The sequence below is a fragment of the Halorubellus litoreus genome (assembly GCF_055378595.1).
Map to the genome: position 1 here is coordinate 529,700 of NZ_AP043836.1, position 24,962 is coordinate 554,661.

The 24,962-nt window shown below is 52.1% G+C and carries 22 protein-coding genes and 3 pseudogenes; 16 read left to right on the top strand and 9 right to left on the bottom strand.

Going from position 1 to position 24,962, the window contains the following annotated elements; translation table 11 throughout:
* The first annotated feature begins 15 nt into the window (after positions 1 to 15).
* The 4 genes from ACZ48X_RS06950 to ACZ48X_RS06965 all read left to right on the top strand — a co-directional run bounded on the left by ACZ48X_RS06950 (position 16) and on the right by ACZ48X_RS06965 (position 5,506).
* Positions 16 to 891: a glycosyltransferase family 2 protein gene (locus tag ACZ48X_RS06950; RefSeq protein WP_336349838.1), complete on the top strand. Its 876-nt coding sequence runs from the start codon at positions 16 to 18 to the stop codon at positions 889 to 891.
* Between the two features lie 25 nt (positions 892 to 916).
* Positions 917 to 2,071, top strand: a complete 1,155-nt coding sequence (locus ACZ48X_RS06955) for a glycosyltransferase (RefSeq protein ID WP_336349837.1) — start codon at positions 917 to 919, stop codon at positions 2,069 to 2,071.
* Between the two features lie 533 nt (positions 2,072 to 2,604).
* Complete coding sequence (locus ACZ48X_RS06960) at positions 2,605 to 3,420, top strand: IS5 family transposase (RefSeq protein WP_336349836.1); 816 nt, start codon at positions 2,605 to 2,607, stop codon at positions 3,418 to 3,420.
* Positions 3,421 to 5,176: 1,756 nt separating this feature from the next.
* Positions 5,177 to 5,506, top strand: a complete 330-nt coding sequence (locus ACZ48X_RS06965; protein ID WP_336349835.1) for a hypothetical protein — start codon at positions 5,177 to 5,179, stop codon at positions 5,504 to 5,506.
* A gap of 287 nt (positions 5,507 to 5,793) precedes the next feature.
* Here the strand turns inward: ACZ48X_RS06965 and ACZ48X_RS06970 are convergent, their stop codons facing one another.
* Positions 5,794 to 6,849 (bottom strand): glycosyltransferase family 4 protein, encoded by a 1,056-nt coding sequence (locus ACZ48X_RS06970; protein WP_336349834.1) that lies wholly within the window; start codon positions 6,847 to 6,849, stop codon positions 5,794 to 5,796.
* Positions 6,850 to 6,900: 51 nt separating this feature from the next.
* Here ACZ48X_RS06970 and ACZ48X_RS06975 point away from each other — a divergent pair, with 51 nt between their 5' ends.
* From ACZ48X_RS06975 to ACZ48X_RS06985, 3 genes and pseudogenes are all read left to right on the top strand, one after another.
* Positions 6,901 to 8,565: a hypothetical protein gene (locus ACZ48X_RS06975; RefSeq protein ID WP_336349833.1), complete on the top strand. Its 1,665-nt coding sequence runs from the start codon at positions 6,901 to 6,903 to the stop codon at positions 8,563 to 8,565.
* 90 nt (positions 8,566 to 8,655) lie between these two features.
* Positions 8,656 to 9,473: pseudogene (locus tag ACZ48X_RS06980) on the top strand (IS5 family transposase).
* A gap of 112 nt (positions 9,474 to 9,585) precedes the next feature.
* A pseudogene (locus ACZ48X_RS06985) lies at positions 9,586 to 10,243 on the top strand (IS6 family transposase).
* Between the two features lie 118 nt (positions 10,244 to 10,361).
* Here the strand turns inward: ACZ48X_RS06985 and ACZ48X_RS06990 are convergent.
* Both ACZ48X_RS06990 and ACZ48X_RS06995 read right to left on the bottom strand, forming a co-directional pair.
* Positions 10,362 to 11,894, bottom strand: a complete 1,533-nt coding sequence (locus ACZ48X_RS06990) for a flippase (protein WP_336349832.1) — start codon at positions 11,892 to 11,894, stop codon at positions 10,362 to 10,364.
* Positions 11,895 to 11,993: 99 nt separating this feature from the next.
* A pseudogene (locus ACZ48X_RS06995) lies at positions 11,994 to 12,911 on the bottom strand (IS1595 family transposase).
* Positions 12,912 to 13,057: 146 nt separating this feature from the next.
* Between ACZ48X_RS06995 and ACZ48X_RS07000 the strand changes: the two are divergent.
* From ACZ48X_RS07000 to ACZ48X_RS07020, 5 genes are read left to right on the top strand one after another with little or no spacing between them, the layout of a single operon-like run.
* Positions 13,058 to 14,218, top strand: coding sequence for a DegT/DnrJ/EryC1/StrS family aminotransferase (locus tag ACZ48X_RS07000; protein WP_336349831.1), 1,161 nt, complete (start codon positions 13,058 to 13,060; stop codon positions 14,216 to 14,218).
* Between the two features lie 4 nt (positions 14,219 to 14,222).
* Positions 14,223 to 15,578 (top strand): sulfatase, encoded by a 1,356-nt coding sequence (locus tag ACZ48X_RS07005; protein WP_336349830.1) that lies wholly within the window; start codon positions 14,223 to 14,225, stop codon positions 15,576 to 15,578.
* A gap of 7 nt (positions 15,579 to 15,585) precedes the next feature.
* Positions 15,586 to 16,047, top strand: a complete 462-nt coding sequence (locus tag ACZ48X_RS07010) for a dTDP-4-dehydrorhamnose 3,5-epimerase family protein (protein WP_336349829.1) — start codon at positions 15,586 to 15,588, stop codon at positions 16,045 to 16,047.
* Between the two features lie 2 nt (positions 16,048 to 16,049).
* Positions 16,050 to 17,123: a glucose-1-phosphate thymidylyltransferase gene (locus tag ACZ48X_RS07015; RefSeq protein ID WP_336349828.1), complete on the top strand. Its 1,074-nt coding sequence runs from the start codon at positions 16,050 to 16,052 to the stop codon at positions 17,121 to 17,123.
* A 2-nt stretch (positions 17,124 to 17,125) separates the two neighbouring features.
* Positions 17,126 to 17,305 carry a hypothetical protein gene (locus ACZ48X_RS07020; protein WP_336349827.1) on the top strand — a complete coding sequence of 60 codons (180 nt, stop codon included), beginning with the start codon at positions 17,126 to 17,128 and terminating at the stop codon, positions 17,303 to 17,305.
* Between the two features lie 18 nt (positions 17,306 to 17,323).
* On the opposite strand, the gene ACZ48X_RS07025 is transcribed toward ACZ48X_RS07020, so the two are convergent.
* Positions 17,324 to 17,575, bottom strand: coding sequence for a hypothetical protein (locus ACZ48X_RS07025; RefSeq protein ID WP_379762509.1), 252 nt, complete (start codon positions 17,573 to 17,575; stop codon positions 17,324 to 17,326).
* Between the two features lie 244 nt (positions 17,576 to 17,819).
* Between ACZ48X_RS07025 and rfbB the strand changes: the two genes are divergently transcribed.
* The gene (rfbB, locus tag ACZ48X_RS07030) at positions 17,820 to 18,746 is read left to right on the top strand and encodes a dTDP-glucose 4,6-dehydratase (protein ID WP_336349826.1); all 927 of its coding nucleotides are present in this window, start codon (positions 17,820 to 17,822) and stop codon (positions 18,744 to 18,746) included.
* 3 nt (positions 18,747 to 18,749) lie between these two features.
* Positions 18,750 to 19,196 (top strand): NUDIX domain-containing protein, encoded by a 447-nt coding sequence (locus tag ACZ48X_RS07035; RefSeq protein WP_336349825.1) that lies wholly within the window; start codon positions 18,750 to 18,752, stop codon positions 19,194 to 19,196.
* 62 nt (positions 19,197 to 19,258) lie between these two features.
* Here ACZ48X_RS07035 and ACZ48X_RS07040 read toward each other — a convergent pair whose 3' ends face one another.
* Together ACZ48X_RS07040 and ACZ48X_RS07045 are read right to left on the bottom strand one after the other, a co-directional pair.
* Positions 19,259 to 19,540 carry a UDP binding domain-containing protein gene (locus ACZ48X_RS07040; RefSeq protein WP_336349824.1) on the bottom strand — a complete coding sequence of 94 codons (282 nt, stop codon included), beginning with the start codon at positions 19,538 to 19,540 and terminating at the stop codon, positions 19,259 to 19,261.
* 138 nt (positions 19,541 to 19,678) lie between these two features.
* The gene (locus ACZ48X_RS07045) at positions 19,679 to 19,960 is read right to left on the bottom strand and encodes a hypothetical protein (RefSeq protein WP_464379840.1); all 282 of its coding nucleotides are present in this window, start codon (positions 19,958 to 19,960) and stop codon (positions 19,679 to 19,681) included.
* Between the two features lie 321 nt (positions 19,961 to 20,281).
* Here ACZ48X_RS07045 and ACZ48X_RS07050 point away from each other — a divergent pair, with 321 nt between their 5' ends.
* Positions 20,282 to 20,473: a DUF7836 family putative zinc-binding protein gene (locus ACZ48X_RS07050; protein ID WP_464379841.1), complete on the top strand. Its 192-nt coding sequence runs from the start codon at positions 20,282 to 20,284 to the stop codon at positions 20,471 to 20,473.
* An 18-nt stretch (positions 20,474 to 20,491) separates the two neighbouring features.
* Here ACZ48X_RS07050 and ACZ48X_RS07055 read toward each other — a convergent pair whose 3' ends face one another.
* On the bottom strand, positions 20,492 to 20,836 hold the full coding sequence (locus ACZ48X_RS07055; RefSeq protein ID WP_336349822.1) for a 2Fe-2S iron-sulfur cluster-binding protein: 345 nt from the start codon (positions 20,834 to 20,836) through the stop codon (positions 20,492 to 20,494).
* A gap of 180 nt (positions 20,837 to 21,016) precedes the next feature.
* Here ACZ48X_RS07055 and ACZ48X_RS07060 point away from each other — a divergent pair, with 180 nt between their 5' ends.
* Entirely contained in the window at positions 21,017 to 21,934 is a 918-nt protein-coding gene (locus ACZ48X_RS07060; RefSeq protein ID WP_336349821.1) for an NmrA family NAD(P)-binding protein, read from the top strand.
* Between the two features lie 292 nt (positions 21,935 to 22,226).
* Here ACZ48X_RS07060 and ACZ48X_RS07065 read toward each other — a convergent pair whose 3' ends face one another.
* Positions 22,227 to 24,044 carry an acetyl-CoA carboxylase biotin carboxylase subunit gene (locus ACZ48X_RS07065; protein ID WP_336349820.1) on the bottom strand — a complete coding sequence of 606 codons (1,818 nt, stop codon included), beginning with the start codon at positions 24,042 to 24,044 and terminating at the stop codon, positions 22,227 to 22,229.
* Positions 24,045 to 24,206: 162 nt separating this feature from the next.
* Positions 24,207 to 24,866: a helix-turn-helix domain-containing protein gene (locus ACZ48X_RS07070; RefSeq protein ID WP_336349819.1), complete on the bottom strand. Its 660-nt coding sequence runs from the start codon at positions 24,864 to 24,866 to the stop codon at positions 24,207 to 24,209.
* Positions 24,867 to 24,962 lie beyond the last annotated feature (96 nt).

Below are 24,962 nucleotides of genomic sequence, written 5' to 3' on the forward strand. Positions count from 1 at the left end.
GAGTTACGATGTAGTATGGCAGAGTATGATAAAGGGCTGTCAATAATAATATTGAATTATCACTCTGATGAGGATACAATCGAATTAGCAAATTCCGTCTCTGACTTACCTTACGAGACAATCGTAGTCGACAGCTCGTCGACAATCAATAAGGAAAAGTTCAACAATAAATCAATTCAATATTTTGACCTCGGAGAAAACCTTGGATATGCTGGTGGTAATAATTATGGAATCCAGAATTCAAGGGCCGACAATAATTCTATACTAATACTAAATCCGGATGTTCGAATTGAAAATGAGGATATTCGAGAGTGTTTCAGATTTTTGAAATCTGAGTCAATCGGACTCTTGACGCCCAGGATCGTTGACGAAAAGGGTCAACAGAGATATGACTTAAACACTTATCCCCTTCCAACTCTAAGAACACTTGGTCTTTTACCATCTTTCAAATCGACTATTAATAAATTCACCCCAACAGATTATGTAGTCGGATGTGCAATCTTCATTAACGATGAGTTAATTGAGGATATTGGGTTGATGAATGAAGATTTCTTCATGTATCATGAAGAAGTTGAATATTCAATTCGAGCACGTAAGGCGGGATATGACATAGGGGTTTATACAGAAGCAAAGGCAACCCACAGAGAATCTGAGAAGATTCACCAACACCCTTATCAAGCGTATTATGATACAAGAAATAAGATTCATATGAAGAGAGTAATCGGGAAAGGAAGCGCCATTCTCTACGTCGCATTGTTAATTCCATTGCTTTCAAAACGGCTTTTTAGATCCTTAGTTTTCAACCGTGAGTTAATAATGCCCCTAATTCTAAGTATCTTTGACGGGGTTAGAGGTCAGAAGGGAAAAAAGGAACAGTACCATAACAACTGAACCGTTTTAGAATTATAGTACCATTATGAACATTGGATTCTTCACAAGTCGAATTGACTCCTCGGATAATGGCCCAGGGATTTATCGAAAGAATATAATTAAAGGGCTAAATTCAGTCAGGTTGGAAGATGATAAGTTATCCCTCCTGCACTACCAAAAGGCTGATGACAAAATATATGAGTCAAATAATGAGGTTATTGTCGACAGATCCGACTTATTCAGTAATTTTGTAGATGCCTTCTTAGAAAATGGTTTAGGTTGGAAGTCCTCACTTGGTGCACAGATTTCACCGATGAGTGAATTCAAAATCGATAGAAGTCAATTTGATATATTGCACTATCAAATGGTCCCACCTCGACCATTTTGGTTTGCAAATGACGATACCAAGCTGGTAACTACGATTCACTTCGCGGTAAGACCGCATATACACCCTGAACATTATTCCGCATTGGAAAGGAAGGTCAGGAAGCTTTCAATATCCAAGGTTCTGGAAAAATTTGACGCAATATTTACGATATCAGAATATTCCAAAAAGATCCATAGTGAAGTCTTTGATATACCTGATGGAAAGATACATGTCACACCGAATGCGCCACCAGAGGGTTTCGGACCTGAAAACAAGACAGAAGTAATTAATAAATATGATTTGCCAGAACAGTATATATTCCACATAAGTAGAAATTCTTTTTATAAGAACCCAGAAGGCATAATTAGAGGGTTTGAAATCGCTAAGGAAAGGTTCGATATAAATCACAGTCTTGTTTTAGCAGGTAGCGGTTGGTCGAAAGAAAGTGTCTCTGAGTACATTGATAATAGAGAAACCATCGACGATGTGTATACTCTAGGTTTCGTACCTCGAGATGATTTAGCAACATTATATACAAATAGCGATGTATTTTTACTACCTTCACTGTCTGAAGGCCTACCTTTTGTGCTCTTGGAATCACTAGTTTGTGGGACCCCAATCATAACGACGCAAAAATTCGGGTTGCAAGAAATGTTAACCGAGGGGGGAGAATTCTTAGAAGATGTGAATGACTATTCAATGATAGCTGATAAAATACACACCACCTTGCAGTCAATGGGTCAATATCAACCGACACAGGTTTCATCCTTGTACTCATGGGAGAAATCAGCACAGAAGACATATAATGTGTACAAATCTCTTCTAAAGGAATGATTATATTTTCATCCCAGTGTTATAAGTAAAAGTATGGTTAAGGGTGCGATGATAAGCGAGGTCAAAATCAACTCTTATTAATACGGTCGACGAGCGCTACCAAAACCATCTTTTCCTCTATCAAGTGCAAGTTCTCGGCCATCAAGCACTGACCGAATAACTCGCTGTCCAACCGAGAATTGTGGGTGTTATATTAGTGAGTACAGCAGGTGGCACAGCAGTAGGCGGACGGCCTCTGACCCGAGGACGTCTCGGAGAGGTTGGTCGTCATAGCCGTTTTCGACGGCGAGACTCTCCAGTTTCTCGATGGTGTGGATAACAACGGGACGGACTGTTTGCGTGTCGTGGGAACAGTAGCCCGAGCAGTGAATATCGAGGAAGACACATCAGGCTGGATCGACCATGCTATCGTTTTCAGCGTGCGTATCTGGCGATCCAAACGGTATTGTTCGTCCTTAGATGCTCCGTTGAACGCCGACGCCCTCTGTGGATTGTATCGCTGATTTCAGGGGATTTGGACGCCGTCTGTCGATATGGGACGTCTCAGGAACCTCGCACAGACGTTTCACGAGTTCGCCACGACCCACGTTGAGGAACCGGACGTACCCGCCGTCGCCGACGGCGACGACGGGTACGCCAAATCCACGAAGATCGCGCTGCTCTTGCTCAAAGAGGAAGTCAATAAACCGCTCCGACAGTTCGAGGACTATCTCAACGAGATGCGGGGCATCCTTGACGTGTTCGGCCTTGAGAACTCTCCGGATTACACGTCGTTCAGCGTGTGGGATGGGGAATTTCCAATGCAAGAGTTGCGCCGCCTGCTCCGCCGAAGCGCGGAGCAGGCGGGGCTCTCGGGGACTGCCTCGATCGACGCCAGCGGCTTCCAGCGAGATCAGGCCAGCTCACACTACCGAAATCGTGTCGGCTACTCGTTCAACGCTATGAAGACGACGCTGCTCGTCGATACGGAGTCACTTGCTATCATGGACGCTCATTTCACGACGAAGAAAGCCTATGACGGCCATATTGGGCTGCAGGTCTTCCGGCGGAACGCCGAAGACCTGCAGGCACTGCTGGCCGACAAGATGTACTCGTGGGCTGATCTTCGCGAAGCGTGTCGTGACGCATCCACGCGTCCAGTGATCAAACACTGCGAACAGAACGCGCTCAAGAAGGCTCACAACGCTAGAATTGACGACGAGGTCTACAACCAGCGGTCGATGAGTGAGACCGTGTTTGCGATGCTGAAGGACGACGGCGACGAGATCCGCTCCCGGAGCTGGCATGGCCAGTTCCGGGAGCTCACGCGCAAGTGCATCGTGCATAACTTCGCGCAGCCGGCGAGTTAAGGGCTCGCCGCCTGCTCCCTTCTCCGGACGTATTCCGGAGAGGCATCGCCATCGTCCACCGCATACTTCGTGCGGTATCTTGTGAAACTGATGTTTTGATCACCGCGCAAGTCGGGTGAAACCGAATCGTCCGATCTCAGAATCTGCCGATAAAGCGTCGGTACTGGCGGAAACCTGAATGTCACAATGTTGATTCCACCGCTGTCTTGCGTTCAACACTGCATCCTTAGATGACGTTTCGTGTCAAACAGCATGGCATCGATAGCACCGTGTGAGCCCGGATCACGGATCGTCGAGGACTTCTGAAGGGAACCGCGCTGGATCGACATGGACATGTTCTCAAACGACCGGTAATGTGTTGAGGGTGCGGGAGATGCCGTCCGCGATAGCTGGAATAGAACACGAACTCAATCCATCTCAATCGGCCAATCCATAATCTCGCGGTACATCGCATCCTTGTGAACCCGCAAATGGGAATCGTTACATAGTTCCAACCGAAAAGCCTGTAGCCAGTCGAATCATTCACCACCGCTGGACTGGCGGCACAGCACTTTTGAGCCAGCGACGCGACTTGCTTGACGAGCGGAAGAGTAGCTTGGACACATTCGACTCTTCGTCTTCGCTCTAACGCTCAGAGCGACGCTAGCCTGTCACCTACGATTCGACCGATGTCGGTCGTGGTACTATCCAGACAGCTACGAATTTAGTCTTGGGCTTTACTGACTTCCCGGCAGAACGAGTGAAAGCGGTAGATCCGAACCCTGTGGAACCCCTCTCGATATGCATCTGCTCACTATCGGTAGTTCCCATCGTTCCTAATTGCTAACTCGATTACTGGAAGGGAATGAACGAAATCAGAGCAACCGAGTCATGAGTCGAACAAAGACGGCGTTCTCACGCCAGTGAGAGCGCCGTCAGTCTAGACAAGAGGCGAGTTGTCGCTCACGGACAGGGCTTCCGCTGGATGCGGGCAGTCTCAGTCCGCGTACAGCTCGCTGTAGGTCACGAGATACCGACACCCTTAGGTGATGCTTGCCACTTCCGGCCCAACGTGTCGTCGAGAGCATGGTCAACCCACTCCCGGAACACCTCAAAACGGATTCCGACGGGCAGTGCTAGCCCGCCGCGTCGCGGCGTGGAGAGCCGTCCCATCGAACGATGAGCCACGTATTCCGCAGAGGGAGCCTCACGAGGATAAACAACAACCGAACGGCTGGTTCAGTGGTAGTTGTCCACGCACGAGCTTCACGCATCGTCCGACACGCTGTCTCGATAGCGGAGCGTTTCTGGTAGAGGGCTTTAATATCCTTCGGCGTGCGATCGGTCAGATCGCACGCCACGTACGCCCGCAAAGCAAACCGTGCTTGCCCCGTTTCCCTGAGGGTAAGAGACACAAACCGTGAGCGGGAAGCGCAGTTCTCGCACACTTCTCTCATTCATCACGCATTCCGTCCAATAGGAGAAGGTCGTATCCAGCTTCTCGGCCACCTGCTTCCCGTGGCGGAGGACCGAGGGAGCGACTGGTGCAACTGCATCCAGTCGCTCGATTGACGTCCCGTCATAGAATCCACGGTCACCGAGGAGTCCGGCGACATCGAATGGAAGGTCCACGACGCGGTCGAGCGATCGCTCGACCACGTCGCTCTTCGGTTCGTCTCTACGGACGGGCGTGACTGCGACGATGAGCGGTTTCGATCGACAGAGCACGAATCCAGCGGGGTAGCAATGGCACTGAGAGGTACCATCGGGGGGTGGTGTGACAGAGTTCGCCAGCTTCAGCGTGTGGACAGCCGTGGTAGTGGATATCGGCGAAGTCAAGGCAGATGAGCCTCACGCCGGCGCCAAGGATCCTCATCGCCTGCTGGACGAGAAATTTGTTGCCGACGTTTTCGAGTTCGTCAGGTGGGAGGGTGTGAAGCTGAGCGAGCGTGTAGTCGTCGGAGTACGATCTATGAGTGGTGTCGGTGACGGCTTTGATCGACTTCTGATCGACAGCAGCTTGGCGAGCGTCTGTCAAATGACCCCAGAGTCGAAACCTGTGCTTCGACTCCAGGGATTGGGATCCCCGAGAGGAATTCAAGCCTAAGGTTTCAAGATCAGAAAGAACCATATCTGGAAGGTAGAGGAACTTCATACACCCATCCAGAGGCTTCGCAAGACCCAATTACATCAGTCCTGTTCAACTCTTGACTCGGTGGGGATTGCCGACTATACAGGCCAGATATCTGCCATTCTCCATTCAGACTTCAACAATGACGGCAATAGAAGAGCCATGTGTCCCGATTCTCACATTCAAAAGACTCGCTCGGACCCACATATATAGAAGCACAATTATAAATAACTATGTATTAGATTATAATATTTTTTGTCCTTCTAGTCTTCATAATCAATAGCGTCCGCACTCATTTTATATCGTTCGAGTGTTATTGTAGCTGTTTTTATCCAACCCCATTTATCATTTTTTCTTGAGTTTATATTACTCGCCATTTTATCTGTTATGTTTGGGCTAGACAATAACTCTTGGATGGAGGAGATCAATAGCTCTGAATCAACCTGAGAAATGACTTTTCCGGTCTCATCCTGGTCAATCATCTCGTCTAAGCCACCAACAGGAGTGGCTACCACCGGGGTATCAAATGCATAGGCAAGTTGTAAAACTCCACTTTGCGAAGCTTCTCGATAGGGAAGAACTACAAGATCGGTTCCAGTGAATAATTCACATACTTCGTCGTTCTCTATATATCTGTTTATTGTATCTACCCCCTCTCTCTGGCATATATTGAGTTCTCCGTTTCCTGCAATTGTGAGCTCAAAATCCATAGTTCTCTTATCGAAAGCATCCAGCAACAAATCAAGTCCTTTGTATTCTTTTATTCTTCCGAAAAATAAGACATTCGTATCAAAGTCCGAACTCGAACAGAACTCTCGGAACATGTTGTAGGGCCCATGGATGATTGTTATTGGATTCGTTCTATATTTTTCTATAAACTCAGACTGATTGAACTTGCCATGCACGTACACTTCATCTGATGTTTTGATAAGAAGAGATTGTGATAACTCTTTTACCCAGCTGAATTCTCCTACGTGCTGTACCACATCATGACACGTATAATGAAATGGTTTGTTGCTTATTAAAGATATAAGTACTAGAAAAGGATGGTTGGAGATCCCATGAATTATGTTTATCCCATTATTATAGAAATACTTTTTCATATTGAGAGCCGTCTTGATATTACTAGGACCAAAATCAGAATAATCTGTTGGGATACGAAACTCCGTCACAGGTATATCAGGAAGGTATGCTGGAATTTCAGTATCGATTGGAACGATCAAATGTGGAGAGCAGATTTCTGAAAGAGATGTGCATAATTCAATTGAATAGTGTAACATCCCTCCAGACCTATGAGGACAAATTATAGCTGGCTTCACTGTTACAGACCGAAAGCGTTATTGTAAAAAAGGTCTTCGGTTGCCATCAGAGTGATATCCGACAGTCGGATCCCCATTTCTGTAACACTGGTTTTACTATCAGTAACCGTACTTTCCCAAAGATTTCACCTGAGGATAGGGGTGGTATTAGGGTTATTAGGGTTACTCAGTGCGCCGTTTTACTTTAAGGAGCTGAGGCTTATTTTATCATTATCAGTAGCAAATATTGGCCTCTATGTCTTTCCTAATACTGGCTGGTTGTTTAGGAGAGGTAGCCATATCACAGCTATGTATTCTAAACTAATTTTGGAGCATGGATGGCCTCTCCAAAGGAACCCATTTCGAGGGTTTCCAGAAACACCATTAGTGCATTTTCACGGTGCCATCCTTTCCGTGATCACCGATCTGCCGATTTTCCCCTCCGTTTCAGGGTCAATTTTGGTTTCCTACCTTTTACCAATATTTTACGTAAGCATATCAATAAGTATATTATACATCTATTCGTTGTATATTTTAAGGAGTTCAACAATTGCTTCACTTTCAATTGGAGCGACTTTAGTCTGGCTCCCATTATTTGAAACAAAGCTTACCTTTGCTAGACAATCATTAGGATTTGTTCTTTTTGTTGTATTCGTTTATTCATTTCTAAAAAGCGATGAGCAAAGGCACAGGTTGTTATCTATATTTATAGGGGTGTTATCTATTATGGCCCATCACTTTGTTTCGTTAGCGATCGGTGGTCTTGTTATTGGTTTCTGGATTGCGTCAAAGTTATTTAGTGCCAAAACGTGGCCACAAACGAGTTTGCTTATTCTATTGCCAATATCATTCATTAGTTGGTTTGTGTTGTTTGAAGGAGCTTCAAGTTCAATATCATCCTTGATTTCCACATTTGGAGCTTTCCAGTTTGTGGATGTAGCAAGTAAGACCACATCATCCCCTCCAAAGACGCTCACTATCTCGACATCATTTGTTGTACTAATATTGGGCTTCTTCAGCTATATAATTTATCAGTTATTACTCGCCGGACCAATCACTTACAGTTCAATATTTGGAAATATAGAGGAAAAACGAATAGAGTTAGTTGGAATATTCTTATTCGGGGCCTTCACAGCAGCTGTAAGCGCGTTTGGGTTTTTTACAGGTGCAATCGCAATAACCCGACCTATGACATTATTCACAGTTGTCGCTCTACCTTTAGCATTCTACGTGGTAGATAACTCGGGGATCACCACCCCCAATGATAACCTCATTAAGCGATTTTCCACTTACGACCAGATACCGTGGAGGAGTATATGTTACTTTTGTTTAATATTGTTCGTTTCTCTATCATTCTTTTCTGGATATGTCATAGATGCAGATGTCGATCCTCGGTATGAAGTCGGGAAGACAGACCAACGATTCGGGGCTGAGTTGTATAGTAATGCCGACTTTACAAAAAAGTACAGAAGCCAGACCACGCATGTAATAGGGGATTTATCTGTTGTAGAAGTATTTGGTTCTTGGGGAAAGTTTGGGGAAATTTCATCAGGGTACATATTCACGGATAGACAGTATCCTACAGATACCCTGATTGTTATTAGAAATAGTAATTATGATTATTACTTCGGGAATTCCAAAACCTATGGTTATATTGAGATAAGCCTACCAAAAAGTTTTTCCAACGATAAGAATAGGATTTACAGTAGCGGAAGCACACATATATATAAAAAATAAGGATTATTGGGGCGTGTTTAGACGCTAGGAAGAGCGGCTAAATGTCTAGCCTACTAGGAACTGAAACGGGAACGAGAATGAGTATCCAAAATCGCCCGTTTCACTCAGCAGGTTGTTTCGTTCGCTCAAAAAGCCGTCCTCGGAGAGCCAGCACCAGCCTTCATCCCTGATGAAACCGGCTACGCAGACTGAGTGATCGTCGCTCTACACGGTCTCACAGATTATATCGGGCATTCCTACCGACAGCTGCTCGATATCCTTCACGAAATGCCTCGGGTTATTTGGAAAATCAACCTAGGGGTGTCTGAACCCCCTTATTTCACCACCATCTACACCCCCCATGAAGAACATAGAGGTGGCGTGCTGGCACGTCCTTCTCCGACTCTGGACCGAGCTCCACGAAACCAGTGACGTGCACGCAATCCACGCAACCGGGTTTGATCAGCAAGCAGCAAGCCGACGCTACGCAAGACGAACGAACTACAACTTCAGAGCGGTCACAACGACGATACTCGTCGACTGCAGAACGAGGACAAGCCTATACATACATTGCTTAATGAAATGACCGCACGATACGCAGATCGGTAAACACCTGATGAAACGAAATCTCGACCGTCTAGAGATCGTCATTGACGACAAGGCTACGACTGGGACGAATTACGGCGAAACTACGGGAATCAGACGTGAGACCAGTGATCAAACATCAAGACGTATCGTCGTTGGACGCCTCTCATAACGCGAGACTGGACGACGAGACGTACCACCGCAGGCCGGTCGTCGAGTTAGTCATCCACTCGCTGAAACAGCGATTCGGCGATACGCTAAGAGCCCGTACTTGGTTCGGACAGTTCCTAGAACTCGCGCTCAAAGCCGCCGTCAAAAACATCGAAGCCGCGCTAAGCTCCTAATTCGGATAGATTCGAGCCTCAAAACACGCTCGATTATTGAAACCTAGCACCATCTAGTTGACGGGGTTCCAATAAGATTGAAAAGTAGGACGGAGCGGTTTTTAAAGTAGCTGTGCCGGAAAACCCTCGCTTCAACGAATTTTTGGAGGAGATCGAGTTACGTTTTGTGGAGCGAAAAGTAACACCGCGACTGTTGATGAAGCTCAGTATTCAGCTCCAACTTGCTAGTCTTTCGCTTTAAAATACTGTTTCGAGCCTTGTACTGTTCGGTCTTGACTGCTCAAGTCGACCGTTCATAATTCGGTGGACAAAGCTGATCTACAGCCCGAAGCCGGTCACTCACCGGACCACCTCGCAGTTGACGAGACCGTAATCCAACTCGGCGACGAACAATACTACCTGTACGCTGCGGTCGACCCAGACACCAATGAACTTCTCAAACGAAGCTTGAACCGATGCGAACGTACGTGCTCGCTCACGCGTTATCCACGGAACGATGTGAGATACACGACAACGACGCGATGTTTCGTCAACGGTACCACACCGCTGAACGATGGTTGCACCCATCACGGATTCGATTTCCGCTATGAGAAACACGGAAACCGCAACAGCGTCGAACTTGGTTTTCCAGAGGTAAAACGCGGACTGACGATTTCTCGAACTGTTTCAGTCACGCCAGCGCGGAAACTGCTGACGAGTGGCTCCGATCATTCGCCTTCGCATGGAATCAGCGAATCTGGAAGCAACACGATGGACTGAGACTGGCTTAATTTACTCCCAGGAAAAATCAAGACTTGCCACAATATTCGACAGAAATGGTGTTCGTAGATCTCAGACCCCGCTTTCTTGCCTGATGGGAGAAACAATCATAAAACTTGTAAGAAGTTCCTATATTTGACTTTCAAGCAAAGAACGTAACCAAGATAGGTTTATACCGATTCGGTTCTCAACTTGGTCTAACAGGAAGAGATCGTTCTCTCGAAGGCTCCCAGTAAAGATAACCGATAGAATTTGGAAAAACCCAAACATCAAGCCAACGAGAAACAGCAAAGGTAGGGATAGCTCAGCAGTATACAAAGTCTGGTAAACTGCTCCCCCGACTAGAATCATCGGGATAAGCGGTATAAGAATCTCTTTTGATATTGGAGCAAAACCCACCTCTCTATAGATGACGGTGATTTCAACGATATTGTAGACAAGAAAACCGATCGACGTTGCGACTGCTGCACCTTCAATTCCAATCAGAGGAATTAATGACACATTCAATCCTAGGTTTGCCACTAGCCCAACTAGAGAAGCGTACATTTCCACTTTCGTTCGCCCAACCGCCTGTATCGTTGCTCCGTTTGGACCAACGATAACGCGGGTGAACATCCCGACAACCAAAATTGCAAACGCCCCGCTAGCAGAGACGTAACTTTCTCCGAATAAACTCCGGACGATGTCGTTTGCAAATAGCACACTTGTCAGAACGATTGGAAAGGTAATTGTGACAATCCACTTTGTTGATGTTCGGTAGAGTTCACCGAGCTCCGAGTATTTATTATTAGTAAAGTACTTAGTAGCGATCGGCAGGTAAAGAAAGACAAACGAGGTAAGGAAGAATAATACAACTTCTTTAAGTGGCTGAACCGCTCGATACAAGCCAACATCACGTGGAGGAAGAAATAAGCCAATCATTAATATATCCAATTGAGACATTAATATAACAAATGAGCCACTAATGGCAAGGGGCCACGAAAACGAAAGTAGTTCAGATATTGATGTCATCGAAGGTGCTTGGTGGGTTAAATCGCTTAAAGAGACGTGCTTCTTCAGAAAATAAATAGCACCAATAATAATTAAAAACGGAATAATTAGAAAATACACTATGGCACCCAAAAATCCCTCTCCAAAAGTAACAAAAGTATATAAAATAATTAATCCGAAGCTCGGTGCGAATATATCCTTTGCCAATACCCTTTCTCTTGATTGTTTGAATCCCCGAAGGCCGCCGATTAATAGACGCTGAATAGGGAAAATCAATAAATAGATTGAGAAAATTGAAAGAAGTGATGCAAGTTTGGGAGAGTCCATTAAATATTGAATCTCATATCTGCTTAAATATAGTGTAATAGAACCAATAACGCCTCCAAATATAACTATTACAAGCCCACTCTGTAAGAATTCTAGTTGACTCTGATGGTCTTCATTGGCTGGAATGAGACGTGCAACCCCTTGCGGGGCCCCAAGTACAAAAATAGCACTCAACGATGCTACGATAGAAAAAGCAAGTGCTATTGTTCCGTACAAGTCTGGTGAAAGCGAACGAACTACCAGAATCTGCCCCAAAAGTGCTAGAAAACGCCCGATAATTGTGCCTATAAATACTAAGCCTGCGCTTTTTAGAAGTTCGACAAGGCTTCCTCCGACTTCACTCACACAACGGGTTACCTGAGAGTTCACAATATAAATTCCGATATTGAATAAGAAGACGGGGGGAACCCGGAGAACGCTCATCTGAAGAACGTTGTTGGTGAATCAGGGGACGATTTGAACGGTTTCTTTGAGCGTTTCTTGACCAGATTTGCGCAGGATTCGTCGGCGAAATTGGAACGCCCTGAGATACGGCATCAGGTTGTCTTTGGAGACGCCTCAGTGTGGCGAGAGTCAACGTCGCTCCAGCGACGCGTGGCGCTCGCAGGTGTTGACGTGCGCGTCTCCATCCATGTATTCGCCCTCGCCCTGAAGGACCGCTTCTCGCTGGTAGTGTTCGTCGTCTTCTAGTGGATCGTACACTCGAAACACGTCAGTATTAACGGTCAGCGACTCCACCTCGCGGTCGCCGAGGAGGAGTCGCACGGTCGATTCGTCAGCTGATTTCGCCGATGCGATATGGCGCTCACCGCTGCTGCGATCGACCAACGTGAACACCGGTAGTTTGTCACAGTCGTACGGTCCTCGTTCACACTTGAACAGACGACGCGAGCACGACTCCTGGTCCCACTCGCGGCCTTCAGCCCCGCAGTCACGTAGACTTCGTCGATTTAAACCGGGGCAACAAGATCGATGGCTGGCGCGTCGGGCGTGCTGACAAACTGCTCGACCCACCGCCGAAGCAATCGGTATGATACAGTGAGCTCAACGTCTAACTGGTTGGAGCTCGTATTGAACCGAAGGAACACGTAGAACGCGAACAAGAGCTTGTCAAGGCCGATCTCCGCGTGCTCGAAAATCGTGAGTTGGTCTTATCGTTGAACGTGCGGTCGCATCCTTACAGACATACCGTTGCCGGTCTAAGGTGCGGTTTACAGAGATACCGTTGATACGCTCAATAGCTGCATGCTCGATGACCGACTCAAACCGGCAGCGCGGGCAATAGAGGCCATCCCGCCAGCGAACCTTCACCAGAAGGCTCGCGGCGCTCGCCTCTGAGTTCAGCAACTCAAACAGAAGGATTGTATTTGGGGGACACTATCGGTTCACCCTTGCCCGTTACTCTTTCACAGCGCCAGCTCAATCCGATCAACCATCTGCTTTCCAAGAGCGCTGGAGAAAGTAGCTCAACCGATAAAGTTTTCATATACGGCCACCGGTATATTCGTGTGATACCTGTCGCCAAACCGGATGTAGGGGACCGGGAGTTGAAACAAATTAAGGAAGCCCTTGAGACAGGATGGATTGGTTTGGGCCCAAAGGTTGATGAATTTGAGTCTGAATTTTCCAGGCAATTCAATCATGAGCAAGTGATAGCAACGAACTCTGGAACTAGTGCTCTTGATCTATCAATAAAAGCGTCTGAACTTTCGGGGAGTGAAATCTTAATCCCACCGGTTACATGGGTGTCAACGGCTTTTGTCGCTTGGTATAACAACTATGAGATTGGGTGGGTAGATGTTGAACCAGACACTCTGAATATGTCACCGGATGCCCTCCAAGAACGAATTACACACGAAACTGCAGCTGTAATTCCGGTCCACTACGGGGGACAACCATCCGAAATAGATGCCATCGTCGATATCGCCCATAATCATGACGCCATCGTCATCGAGGACTGTGCCCACGCCGTCGGAACGACGTTCCACGATAAACCGATTGGTAGCATCGGGGATATCGGTTGTTTCAGCTTTCAAGCGACGAAACCTTTGACAACGGGGGAAGGTGGTGCCTTGGTAACGGACGACGAAGACGTCGCATCTCAAGCAAGGCTGATGAGTAAACTCGGGGTTAATCAATCTACCCATGAACGATCAGAGGAGGAAAGATACAGTTGGTACTATGAAGTCAAAGATGTCGGATACAAGTATTTCATGCACGATATCTCGGCTGGTATGGGCCTTGCACAATTGGAACGACTACCCGAGATGCGCACCCGCCGAAACGAAATCGCTGACGCCTACCGGGACAGGTTTGAAGAACTTGACTGGGTCATACCCCTCAGAGACAAGGATCACGTCACTCACGCACGTTACAACTATACAGTCCGGGTTCCCAGTGAACACCGAGATCACATCATTCAACATCTCGAAGAACACGATGTCGGCGCATCGGTGCACTATATGCCGGTGTACAAACATCCGGTCTTTGAAGATCATAACCCAGATGTACCAGTAACTGAGACAGTCTGGGAACAGATCTTGACCCTCCCGATGTCTTCAACCTTCACCGACGAAGAAGTTGCAACTGTGATTGATGCTATAGCATCCTATGATGACGGTCAATCAATAAACGCCCCAGAACAAGTGTCAGTTAAACCTGAAAATTAACAAGATGACTAAACCGAACATTCTGCTAGCCGTAATGGACTCAGTCTCAGCAGACCGACTCTCCTGCTACGGATATCACCGATCAACAACGCCAGAAATCGACGCTTTCGCTGAAGGATCGACAGTATATGAAAATGCTATAGCAAATAGTTCGTGGACCGTACCTACGCATGGGACACTCTTCACCGGCAGATATCCGTCTGAGCACGGCGCCCATGCACGTCACAAACGATTCTCAGTTCCAGATGGACATACGTTAGCCGGGCAGCTCTCAGACAACGGTTATCGGACTGTTGGCTTATCTACAAACCCATGGATTGCCACTGATTTTGACTACGATACAGGGTTCGACGATTTCCAAGATATCCGAGTATCGCTCCCCTTCGATACAAAGCGACCTCGAGAACTGTTCCAACGAATTGACGATGGAGATAATCAGGGATACCGCAAATATATCGAGGCTGGAAAGTGGGCGTTTGAGGGGAATCCAATAAAGCGGACAATTAATACAATCTACTATCGACAGCACCAGGACAGTTACGCAGACGCTGATGTACTTAACGACCGCGTTGCCACCTGGCTAGAGCAAAACGATGATCGGCCTTTCTTCATGTTTCTCAACTACATGGATGCTCATGAACCCTACAATCCTCCCGAAGAATATCTTTCGAAGTTCAGAGAAGGTGATTGTTCAGCTGATATTGCGTGGCATCTCCGTTCTTTGAATGAGAAGTACAGTAGTAGTGAAACGGAATGCATCAATGATAGGTACGATGCCTGTTTGAATTATCTCGATGAACGTATCGGTGATCTCATAGCGTTACTCGAAAAGCGGGATTTAGCAGATGATACAATCGTGATTCTGACTGCTGACCACGGAAAGTGCCTCGGGGAACACGACTATATGGGAGTAGGAACCTATCTCTATGACGAACTCGTCCAAATTCCGCTTATCATTTCACATCCGGGAGAATCAGAATCAAAAACGAGTTCTGAATACGTCAGTCAGATTGACATCCATAATATGATTCTTCGTTCAGCAGGAATCGGACAAACAAGGGGTCGTAAAGATGGCGTGGTTTCTGAGACGCTTGGCCCACATCAGGATGTAACTGTTCATGACCAACCACTACCGGAACAGGGACTCCGTCGGATTGATGCTAAAGATTACAACCTTATACGCGATCTCGCAACAGGGGAGATCACACAACCGACCTCTCTTCCCGAACAAGCACAGATGACGTTAGAAGGAATCGAAGATGAGTATGAGAAGAGTCATGAACCAATCTATGACGAAACCGGTGAAGAAGAAATGACAGCTGATGTCAAAAACCAGCTTGAACAGTTGGGGTACCTTTAATTGAACCATGATTGAAGGAGTCGAAACCCGTGAATTAGGGGTCAATACTGATGAGCGGGGACACCTAGTTGAAATCTTCCGTGATGACTGGGATCTGTATGATTCAGGGCCGGCGATGTCCTATTACTCACTCAGTTATCCAGGGGTCGTTCGAGCGTGGCATAGACACACACGTGGGCAAGTGGATCACTTCATTTGTCCAAGCGGGCGAATCAAAGTCGGCGTCTACGACGACCGGGACAGCTCGCCCACCCAAGGTGAAGTCAATAAATTCGTTATTGGGGAACACAATCAAACAGCGATTCGAATTCCGGGAGAGTGTTGGCACGGATTCAAAGTCGTAGGAAATGAGCAGGCGATTCTAATCAATTTCCCCACTAACCTCTATGACTATGATGATCCAGACGAAGAGCGCCTTCCCCCCCATACAGACGAAATTCCTATGGACTGGGAGGACCAGCCACATTAACTATGAAAGGTCTTATTCTCTCAGGAGGTACTGGGAGCCGTCTTCGACCGATTACTCACACAGGGCCAAAACAATTGGTTCCTGTTGCAAATAAGTCCGTTCTTGAGTACGCAATCGAAGATCTCAAAGAAGCAGATATCACCGAGATTGGTGTTATCCTCGGCAATAAAGGTCGAGATGGGATCCAGGAACTCCTTGGTGACGGCTCTGAGTATGGTGTCGAGATTACGTACATTGTCCAAGGCAACCCACTTGGACTCGCACACGCTGCTGGTTGTGCAAAAGACTTCATCGGTGATGATGATTTCGTGATGTACCTCGGAGACAACATCCTCAAATCAGGTGTCACCGACTTGGTCAAAAGTTTCGAAGCTGGTGAATACGCGGCAGGCATCGCCCTTCAGGAAGTAGACAATCCGCAGGCATTCGGCATCGCAGATGTTGATGAGGAGGGCAAGGTCACAGAACTCATTGAGAAACCCGACGAGCCGCCGACGAATCTTGCACTTATCGGGATGTACGTCTTCTCATCTGTGGTCTTCGACGCCATCGACGATCTCGAACCGTCGTGGCGTGGCGAACTCGAAATAACGGAAGCCATCCAGAATCTTCTCGAAGACGGCTACAAAATCGACTCTCACGTTGTCACAGGCTGGTGGAAAGACACCGGGAAACCGGAAGACATCCTGGAGGCGAATCGGCTCGTCCTCGAAGACAAGGAACTGAATACAGCCGGCGTCGTAGAAGACGGCGCAGAGACTGACGGCCGCATCGAACTCGCTGACTCTGCAATTATCGAGGACGGTGCTGTCGTTCGGGGCCCTGTTGCCATCGCAGAGAACACGACCATCAAGAGTGGGACGTACGTCGGCCCTTACACGTCGATTGGCGCAAACTCTACGCTGGAAGATGTCCACATCGAGAATAGCGTTGTCATCGGCGACTCTGAAATCACCGCGAATGGCCGTATCGTCGATAGCTTACTCGGACGCAACGCTAACGTCGAAAGCGCGGACAGCCTCCTTCCGGAGGGCCGCCGACTCATCGTCGGTGAGAACTCTCAACTCAAACTTTAAACATGCGCATCATCACCCACACCTGTCCAGCCTGTGGCACCGTTGTTGCAGCGAACGAACTCGAAGATAACCGCGTGATGAAGTGTCCCGGGCTCGGCTGTCAGGAAGTTCTTCGCTTCGTAGACATACCTGAGGGCGCGCGCGACCACTTCCTCGAAAACCGGAACCGCTATCAGATCTAACGTTTCCGTCGTTTTTCGCTAACCGCCTGTTTCCTCACTAACTTCGACTTGCCATACAGTCATACTGAATTCGTTTCTCCGCCAACTCACTGTATAGTTCGCGTTCCACCCCATAAAAACCGGAGTCCGTCGAAAGTGAACGAATGTAACAGCGTCCACATCATAGTGAGCGGCCAGCTCAACTAGTGCGTCGCCGTTGAGTAAATACGCCTGTTCTGGATTCCTTGTACAACCATCGACATCCGTTATCGCGGCACAGCTGACGACCAGGTCCGGAACATGTTTGGTAGGACCTTGTCAAACGAGTCGTATTCTCGAAAATCGAGCTGCGTGATCGGAATATCAAACTGCATTCACGCCTAGTTATAGGTCGCACTGATATCTCACCCTCGTTGCTGACCAGCGCGTGCGATGTTAACTGTCGAAATGACTATTCGCACCACCAACAAACAGGACATCGGTATCGTAGTGTACCGACAGTAATGTAAATAGGTACTGTGAACACGGTCATAACATGCGAATTCTCGTCACTGGCGGTGCTGGATTCATCGGGTCAAACTTCGTCCATTACGTGCTCAACGCACACGAGGATGACGAAGTCATCACGCTGGACGCGTTGACGTATGCGGGCTCAAAGGATAACCTCGAAGGCGTTCTTGACGACCCACGCCACGAGTTCGTAGAAGGCAATATCCGCGACCGCGAACTCGTCACTGACCTCGCTGCCGACGTAGATGCTATTGTCAACTTCGCGGCGGAATCACATGTGGACCGGTCAATCGAGGGTGCAAAACCGTTCGTCACGACGAACGTCCAGGGCACTCAGACTCTCCTCGATGCCGCCAAGCAAAACGACATCGAGCGCTTCCTCCAAATCTCGACCGATGAGGTATACGGTCAGATCCTCGACGGGAAGTTCTCAGAGGACGATTCACTCAACCCGCGGAACCCCTATTCGGCGACGAAGGCAAGTGCGGACCTCCTCGCACGGAGCTTCCACACGACTCACGACCTTCCCGTCCTCATTACGCGGACGTGCAACAATTTCGGTCCCCGTCAACACCCAGAGAAGCTCATCCCGAAATTCATCCAGAATGCTGCCGCCGGTGAGACCCTTCCCGTCTACGGTGACGGGTCGAACGTCCGCGAGTGGATCCACGTCGAGGACAACTGCCGCGCACTCGACATCGTCCTCCGCGAGGGCGAAATCGGCGAGGTGTACAACATCGGGAGTCACGCAGAGAAAACGAACCTCGAAGTCACGCGAGCAATCCTCGACGCGGTCGGCGCGAGCGAGAACCTCATCGAATTCGTCGAGGACCGCGCCGGCCACGACCAACGGTACGCGCTCGAAACAGAGAAAATCGAAGCACTCGGCTGGGAACCCGAGTACTCCTTCGAGGAGGGCCTGGAACGCACCGTCGACTACTATCTCGACTAGCCGATGTCAGAGAAACCGATTCCCGAAGACGAGTGGCGGACGATCGTTGAGAACGCGCCACTCGTGTCGGTCGATCTCGTCGTCGAACACGACGGTGGTGTCGTACTCGGAAAGCGAGAGAACGAACCCGTTAAGGGCGAGTGGTTCGTCCCCGGTGGAACCGTACGGAAGAACGAACCGCGTACCGAAGCCGTGCATCGCGTCGCGAATGAGGAGCTCGGCGAGTCGGTCGAAATCGTCGAGACGCTCGGAACGTACGATCATCTCTACGAGACTTCGGAGATAGAGGGCGTCGACTCGAAGCATTACGTGGCAACCGCGTATCGCTGTGAATTCGACGTCGAGGACCCGGACGTGGTCGGAGACGACCAACACAGCGAACTCGACGTGTTCCGGCCGCCGTTCGACGACCTCCACCCGTACGTCCGACAGTCTCTCGACGCGTTGTAAGGTCGACGGCGCTCGAGACAGTACCGAAACCCCACTGCAAGTAGCAAGACAGCACCGCGAGTTCACCGGGTGAGCCCTTCGTAGACGATGCCGTCGTGTCGGTCGATAGAGTGCCGGTCATCGACGACGATGGGCGTCGCCATGGTGTCGAACTCCGCGTCGAGGCCCGCGATATCGTCCCATTCAATGACGACGAGCCCGGCGTTAGCGTCTTCCAGACTCGCCGCGGCGCTCTTGGCGTATTCAATGTCGGGGAATCGCTCTCGCATGTCCCCCGAGGCTACGGGGTCATACGCGACCACGTCCGCCCCACGCTCTCGCAGCCCTTCGATGACGGGAGTCAAACGCGCGTTCCGGATGTCGTCGGTGCCGGATTTGAATGCGAGGCTGAGGACGGCGACGCGCTCACCGGCGACGTCGACGTCGAATGCCTTGCAGACGTTCCGGATGTCGTTGATGAGGCTGACCTCCGCAGCGACGAACTAGTTGTTGACGTACTTGATAATCCCCGCTTCATAGATGCCCGATTCGTCGAATGGTGGCTCGATGCTATCGACGAACGGCTCAAACACTTCTTGGAGCGCGTTAAGAGCGATCTCATCATCGGAAGTGGGTGAATAATGGATCTCAGCGAGATTGGGTTCCTGAGCCCGACGACAGGGTAGTGGTGGTGGTCGGTGGGGATACTTAAGCCATGAACCAGTCTCAACGACTACAAAGACAGCAACGTCTGTCGGGGCTTCGAGCTGGCGGGGCGTCGCCATCACTATCTGTTGGGATGTATACTTATCCAACGAATCGTACTTGCCTGTCCGGCAATTCACCCGGTCGTATTTATACCTCGAACTCAATTTCGTACTCACACGGACGAAAACGCCCGGTTCGGGAACCGGAATCCGCTCAGAACGCCTGAGAGGCGTGCTAGGCTGGTCTAGCCCTCTCACGGCAAGGATCAGGGTCGGAGCTTTGGCGGGTTACTTCTCGTGCACCCACGTCATTGCGACGGTGAGTCGGTACAGTTGTGGGGTTTCGTCGCGTAAGAACGCGACTGCATCCTGAAGTGGTTCGCGTGGCGACGCTCTACTATGCGAGAGGCGTTCGTGAGTTTGTACTGTCTGGTGTGTGAGTCGTCGTGGGAGGAGCGGTCGCACGGGTTGCCGGAGCCTGGGTCTTCGTGGGAGTGTGGGGGGTGTGGTGAGGAGCGGTCGCTATCCGAGTTTATGCAGACGGTGACGGATCTGGAGGTCATTGCTGGGTTTCACGGCGAAGACTCCTGAGCACGAGCTCGCGTCGACCTATTTGCGGCGTCCCCAGATGCGTTTCTCGGTGTCGAGTTCGACGACGAGACCGTCTTGGACGTGGAGTTGACAGGAGAGTCGTGGGTAGCCGAATCGCGATGCGAGTTCGTCGTGCCAGTGTTCAGCGTCGATGTCCTCTCGTAGCCGTACACCACAGGTGGCGCAGAGGCCGCGGCCGCCGCAGTTGGCGCGTTCGGTGAGTCGCGTGTACGGTGAGAGTCCGGCGTCGAGGAGTGCTTCGCGCACCGTCTGCCCTGGTTGGGCCGAGACCTCGTGCCGTTCGTCGTCGTCGACGACGACGATGGTCACGGCGGCGTCCTCGTCTCGGTTCCTGGCTGTCACGCCTGCAGGTTGGGTCCTGTGGGACTTAGGGGCGCTGCCAACTGGCTCCGCCAGTCGTCGCTGCACGTGGTCGCGTGACCGTACCGAGCGACGGTGCGCCAGTCCCCTACGAGTGCAACGTGGCGTTACTCGCGGGTAGCGGCCGCTTAGTTATGCGAACACACTGCATACGTACGTGGGATGACACAGAAGGTACTCGTCGTCGGTGCGACCGGGCAGCAGGGCGATGCCGTCGTCGACCATCTGCTCTCGGGCGTGCACGGGGACTTCGCGGTGACGGCGATGACGCGGCATCCGTACAGTGCGCGGCGGAGTATCGCGAGCCTGAAGGACCGCGGCGTGCGCGTCGTGAAGGGTGACCTGGACGACCCGAGTTCGTACCGCGAGCACCTCGATAGAGTGGATGGCGCGTTCCTGGTGACGTCGCCGACGGATGGAGGTGCGGACACGGAAGCTGCTCGCGGCCGAGGGTTCGTGGACGCCGCGATCGAGGCGGACCTCGACCACCTCGTGTACGGGTCGGCGATGGGCACGAATCGGTTGGAGGCGAGCGACGTGGAGGCGCTTTCGGGGAAGCAACGCATCGAGACGTACCTCGAGGATTCGGACCTGGATTACACCGTGGTCCGGCCGGGGTTGTTCGTGCAGAACTTCGAGCGCCAGCGTGACGCCGTCGAGGACGGCGAGTTGGCGTGGCCGGTCGAGGAGGACACGCTCCTCGCGGTCGTGGACGTGGACGACGTCGGGATGGTTGCGGCGACGGCGTTCGCGCATCCGGACGTCTACGGGGGCGTGCACCTGGACCTCGCGGGGGACGTCTTGACGCTCGCGGAGATCGCGGAGGGGTTCGCGGAGGTTCGCGGGCACGACGTCGCGGCGGAGCACGTGACGGACGACCGCGAGCGCGAACGCTTCGGGGAGCTCGCTGCGGAGTTGTACGCGTGGTACGACGACCACGGCGGGTTCCGACTGGACCCGGCGCCGCTCGCGGCCCTCGACGTCCAGCCGCGGTCGCTCCACGAGACGCTGCACCGAAACAACTGGGTGCCTGCGGAGTCCGCGGGCGTCGACGACGAGGGAGCGACCGTCAACGAGTGATCGCCGCGGCGCAGGACCGGACACTCCCGCCACCAACCTATAGAGTAATCGATCTGCCACTATTAGCAGTCGGGGTTTGATAGCCACCCAGTCGGGTAATAATATCATATAACCATCACTATAGGCGTCGCCGAGTCGAACGTGCCGACCAGCGAGACCGCGGACGACGGGCCGTCCGCCCGCCAACCCCACCCGGTCACGAACGGACTCCTCGAACTCGAACCGTCTACTCCAGAAAGGCCTGTCGCCCGAATCGACTACTCCAGCACGACCAGCGTGTCGCCCGAACCGACTACTCCAGTACGACCAGCGTGTCGCCCATGTCGACGCTCTCGCCTTCTTCGACGGCGATCTCGCTGACGGTGCCGCTGGCGTCGGCGACGACGTCGTTCTCCATCTTCATGGCTTCGAGGACGAGGAGGACGTCGCCGGCGGCGACCTCGTCGCCGACGTCGACTTCGACGTCGAGGATGGTGCCTTGCATCTCGGCGGTGACGGCGCCGGCGACGGCGCCCCCGCCGCCGCTGTCGCCGCCGCTCGGCCCGGCTGCGTCGGGGCGGTCGTCGCCGCCGCCGCCGGTCGGGATCGCCATCCCGCCGCGTTCCTCGAGTTCGACCTCGAAGCGCTTCCCGTTCACTTCGACCGTGAACTCGCGTTCGACGACGTCGTCGTCGTCGGCCTGCATCGTCTCGGTCCCCCACTGCTCTTGGGCTTCGGCGATGCGGTCCTTGTCGATGTGCTCGTCGAGGTACTTCGTCGTGTGCGTCCCTGCGACGAATTCTTCGTCGGTGAGCATCAGCCGGTGGAAGGGGATGATGGTGACGACGCCTTCGAGGTCGTACTCGCGGAGCGCGCGCAGCGACCGCTCGATGCACTCCTCGCGGTCGGCGCCCCAGACGACGAGCTTCGCGATCATCGAGTCGTAGTCCGTGACGAGCTTGTCGCCCTGGCGGAGCGCGTCGTCCATGCGGACGCCGATGCCGCCCGGCGGGTCGTACGTCACGAGCTTCCCGCCGGTGGCGGGCTGGAACTCCTTGGCGGCGTTCTCCGCGTTGATGCGGAACTCCATCGCGTGCCCGTCGAGTTCGACGTCGTCCTGCGAGAACCCGAGCTCTTGGCCGTCGGCGACCTTGAGCTGCCATTTGACGATGTCGATGCCCGTGAGTTCCTCGGTGACGGTGTGCTCGACCTGGATGCGCGTGTTCACCTCGAGGAAGTAGAAGTTCGTCTCCGGCCCGAGGAGTTCACCGGCTTCGCGCTCGACGTCCTCCTCGACGAGGAACTCCACGGTCCCTGCGTTCACGTAGTCGCTGGCCTTGACGCCGCGACGCGCGGCCTCCCCGATCTGCTCGCGGAGGTCGTCCGAGAGCGCGGGACTCGGGCCCTCCTCGATGACCTTCTGGTGGCGGCGCTGGAGCGAGCAGTCGCGCTCGCCGAGATGCCGGACGTTCCCGTGCTCGTCCGCGACGATCTGGACCTCGACGTGCCGCGGGTTCTCGAGGTAGCGTTCGAGGTAGACGGAGTCGTTGTCGAAGTACGCCTCCCCCTCGCGCTTCGCGGACTCGAGCTGGTCCGCGGCCTCGTCGGCGCTATGCACGATCTTCATCCCGCGACCGCCACCACCGCCTTCGGCCTTGATGGCGACCGGGTAGCCGTACTCGTCACCGAACTCCTGGACCTCCTCGGGTTCGGTGACGGGGTCGGTCGTCCCGGGGACGATGGGGACGTCCGCGGCGTCCATCGTCTTCCGCGCCTTCGTCTTCTCGCCGAGTTCCTCCATGGAGTCGCCGCGCGGGCCGACCCACGTGATGTCGTCCTCGGCCTCGACCTTCCGCGCGAACTCGGCGTTCTCCGCGAGGAACCCGTACCCGGGGTGGATGGCGTCCGCGTCCGCCTTCCGCGCCGCCTCGATGACGGCCTCGTGGTCGAGATAGGAGTCCGCCGCACGCGCAGGCCCGACCTTGTACGCTTCGTCGGCGTACCGGACGTGCCCGCCGTTCTTGTCCGCCTCCGAGTAGACGGCGACCGTCGAGATATTCAACTCCTCGCACGCTCGCATGACGCGAACGGCGATCTCTCCTCGATTCGCGACGAGAACCTTCCTGAACATTTCTTGCGGGAATCGACACGGACCGGCCACCTTACTCTTACGCTGTCGGTCGTGTCAACCAAGTCCCGAAGGCGAGTTGACGGGCGTGGCCGTCGCCGGAACCGGTCGACGGTCCGTCGCTCGCCCGGGAGCGCGGGCGTCACCCCCCGAACAGCGCGTACGTCACTCGCCCAGGAGCGCGTGCATGATACGGCTCTCGGCCTCCTGGAGGAGGTTCGACGCGGTGCTCTCGGCGACGTCGAGTTCGCGCGCGACGTCCGCGAGCGACCCGTCGCGGGGGCGTTCGTAGTATCCGGCATCGACGGCGGCCGCGGCGGCTTCGAGCTGGCGGTCGGTGACGTCGCTCGTGACGCGCGGATGCCGGCGGTCGTAGTCGCCGACCTCGAGGACGGTGGTCTCGACGTCGTCGGGGAGGCCGTCGACGACCGCGCGGAGGTTCTCGCCGTCGCCGAGCAGCGTGATGTCGAAGCTCCCGTCGTTCTGGTAGCGGATTGGTGGCACGACGAGGAGGTCCAGGGACGCGAACGCCCCGCGCCAGTCGCGCTCCTCGGGCCGGGTCTCCTGGCAGACGTAGAGGTACTGGGAGTCGTCGTCGATGGGCGTCAGCTCGAACCAGCGGATCGAGTCGACGCTCGCGACCTGCTCGCGGTACGGCTCGCGGTCCGCGACGACGTAGAACAGCTCGTACTCGACGCCGCGGTCCTCGAGGACGTTCCACGTCAGCAGTTCCTCGTACTCGACGACGTCCTCGTCCGCGATGAACTCGAGCATCGGATGCATCGTCTCGCGGGGCAGTCGCAGGCGGACGTCGAGGTACTTCATCCCCGACACGTTCCAGTGCCACGTACTTGAATGACCTAGCCAGCGAGCGCGGCCCGGTGACGTCGAACGACGAACGACAGCTGCGGAGGTTTACGT

Coding starts and splice junctions, on each gene's coding strand:
- ACZ48X_RS06950 (WP_336349838.1), top strand. CDS start 16: ATGGCAGAGTATGATAAAGGGCTGTCAATAATAATATTGAATTATCAC.
- ACZ48X_RS06955 (WP_336349837.1), top strand. CDS start 917: ATGAACATTGGATTCTTCACAAGTCGAATTGACTCCTCGGATAATGGC.
- ACZ48X_RS06960 (WP_336349836.1), top strand. CDS start 2,605: ATGGGACGTCTCAGGAACCTCGCACAGACGTTTCACGAGTTCGCCACG.
- ACZ48X_RS07005 (WP_336349830.1), top strand. CDS start 14,223: ATGACTAAACCGAACATTCTGCTAGCCGTAATGGACTCAGTCTCAGCA.
- ACZ48X_RS07050 (WP_464379841.1), top strand. CDS start 20,282: ATGCGAGAGGCGTTCGTGAGTTTGTACTGTCTGGTGTGTGAGTCGTCG.
- ACZ48X_RS07035 (WP_336349825.1), top strand. CDS start 18,750: ATGTCAGAGAAACCGATTCCCGAAGACGAGTGGCGGACGATCGTTGAG.
- ACZ48X_RS07020 (WP_336349827.1), top strand. CDS start 17,126: ATGCGCATCATCACCCACACCTGTCCAGCCTGTGGCACCGTTGTTGCA.
- ACZ48X_RS07070 (WP_336349819.1), bottom strand. CDS start 24,866: ATGAAGTACCTCGACGTCCGCCTGCGACTGCCCCGCGAGACGATGCAT.
- ACZ48X_RS07060 (WP_336349821.1), top strand. CDS start 21,017: ATGACACAGAAGGTACTCGTCGTCGGTGCGACCGGGCAGCAGGGCGAT.
- rfbB (WP_336349826.1), top strand. CDS start 17,820: ATGCGAATTCTCGTCACTGGCGGTGCTGGATTCATCGGGTCAAACTTC.
- ACZ48X_RS07065 (WP_336349820.1), bottom strand. CDS start 24,044: ATGTTCAGGAAGGTTCTCGTCGCGAATCGAGGAGAGATCGCCGTTCGC.
- ACZ48X_RS07045 (WP_464379840.1), bottom strand. CDS start 19,960: ATGGCGACGCCCCGCCAGCTCGAAGCCCCGACAGACGTTGCTGTCTTT.
- ACZ48X_RS07015 (WP_336349828.1), top strand. CDS start 16,050: ATGAAAGGTCTTATTCTCTCAGGAGGTACTGGGAGCCGTCTTCGACCG.
- ACZ48X_RS07010 (WP_336349829.1), top strand. CDS start 15,586: ATGATTGAAGGAGTCGAAACCCGTGAATTAGGGGTCAATACTGATGAG.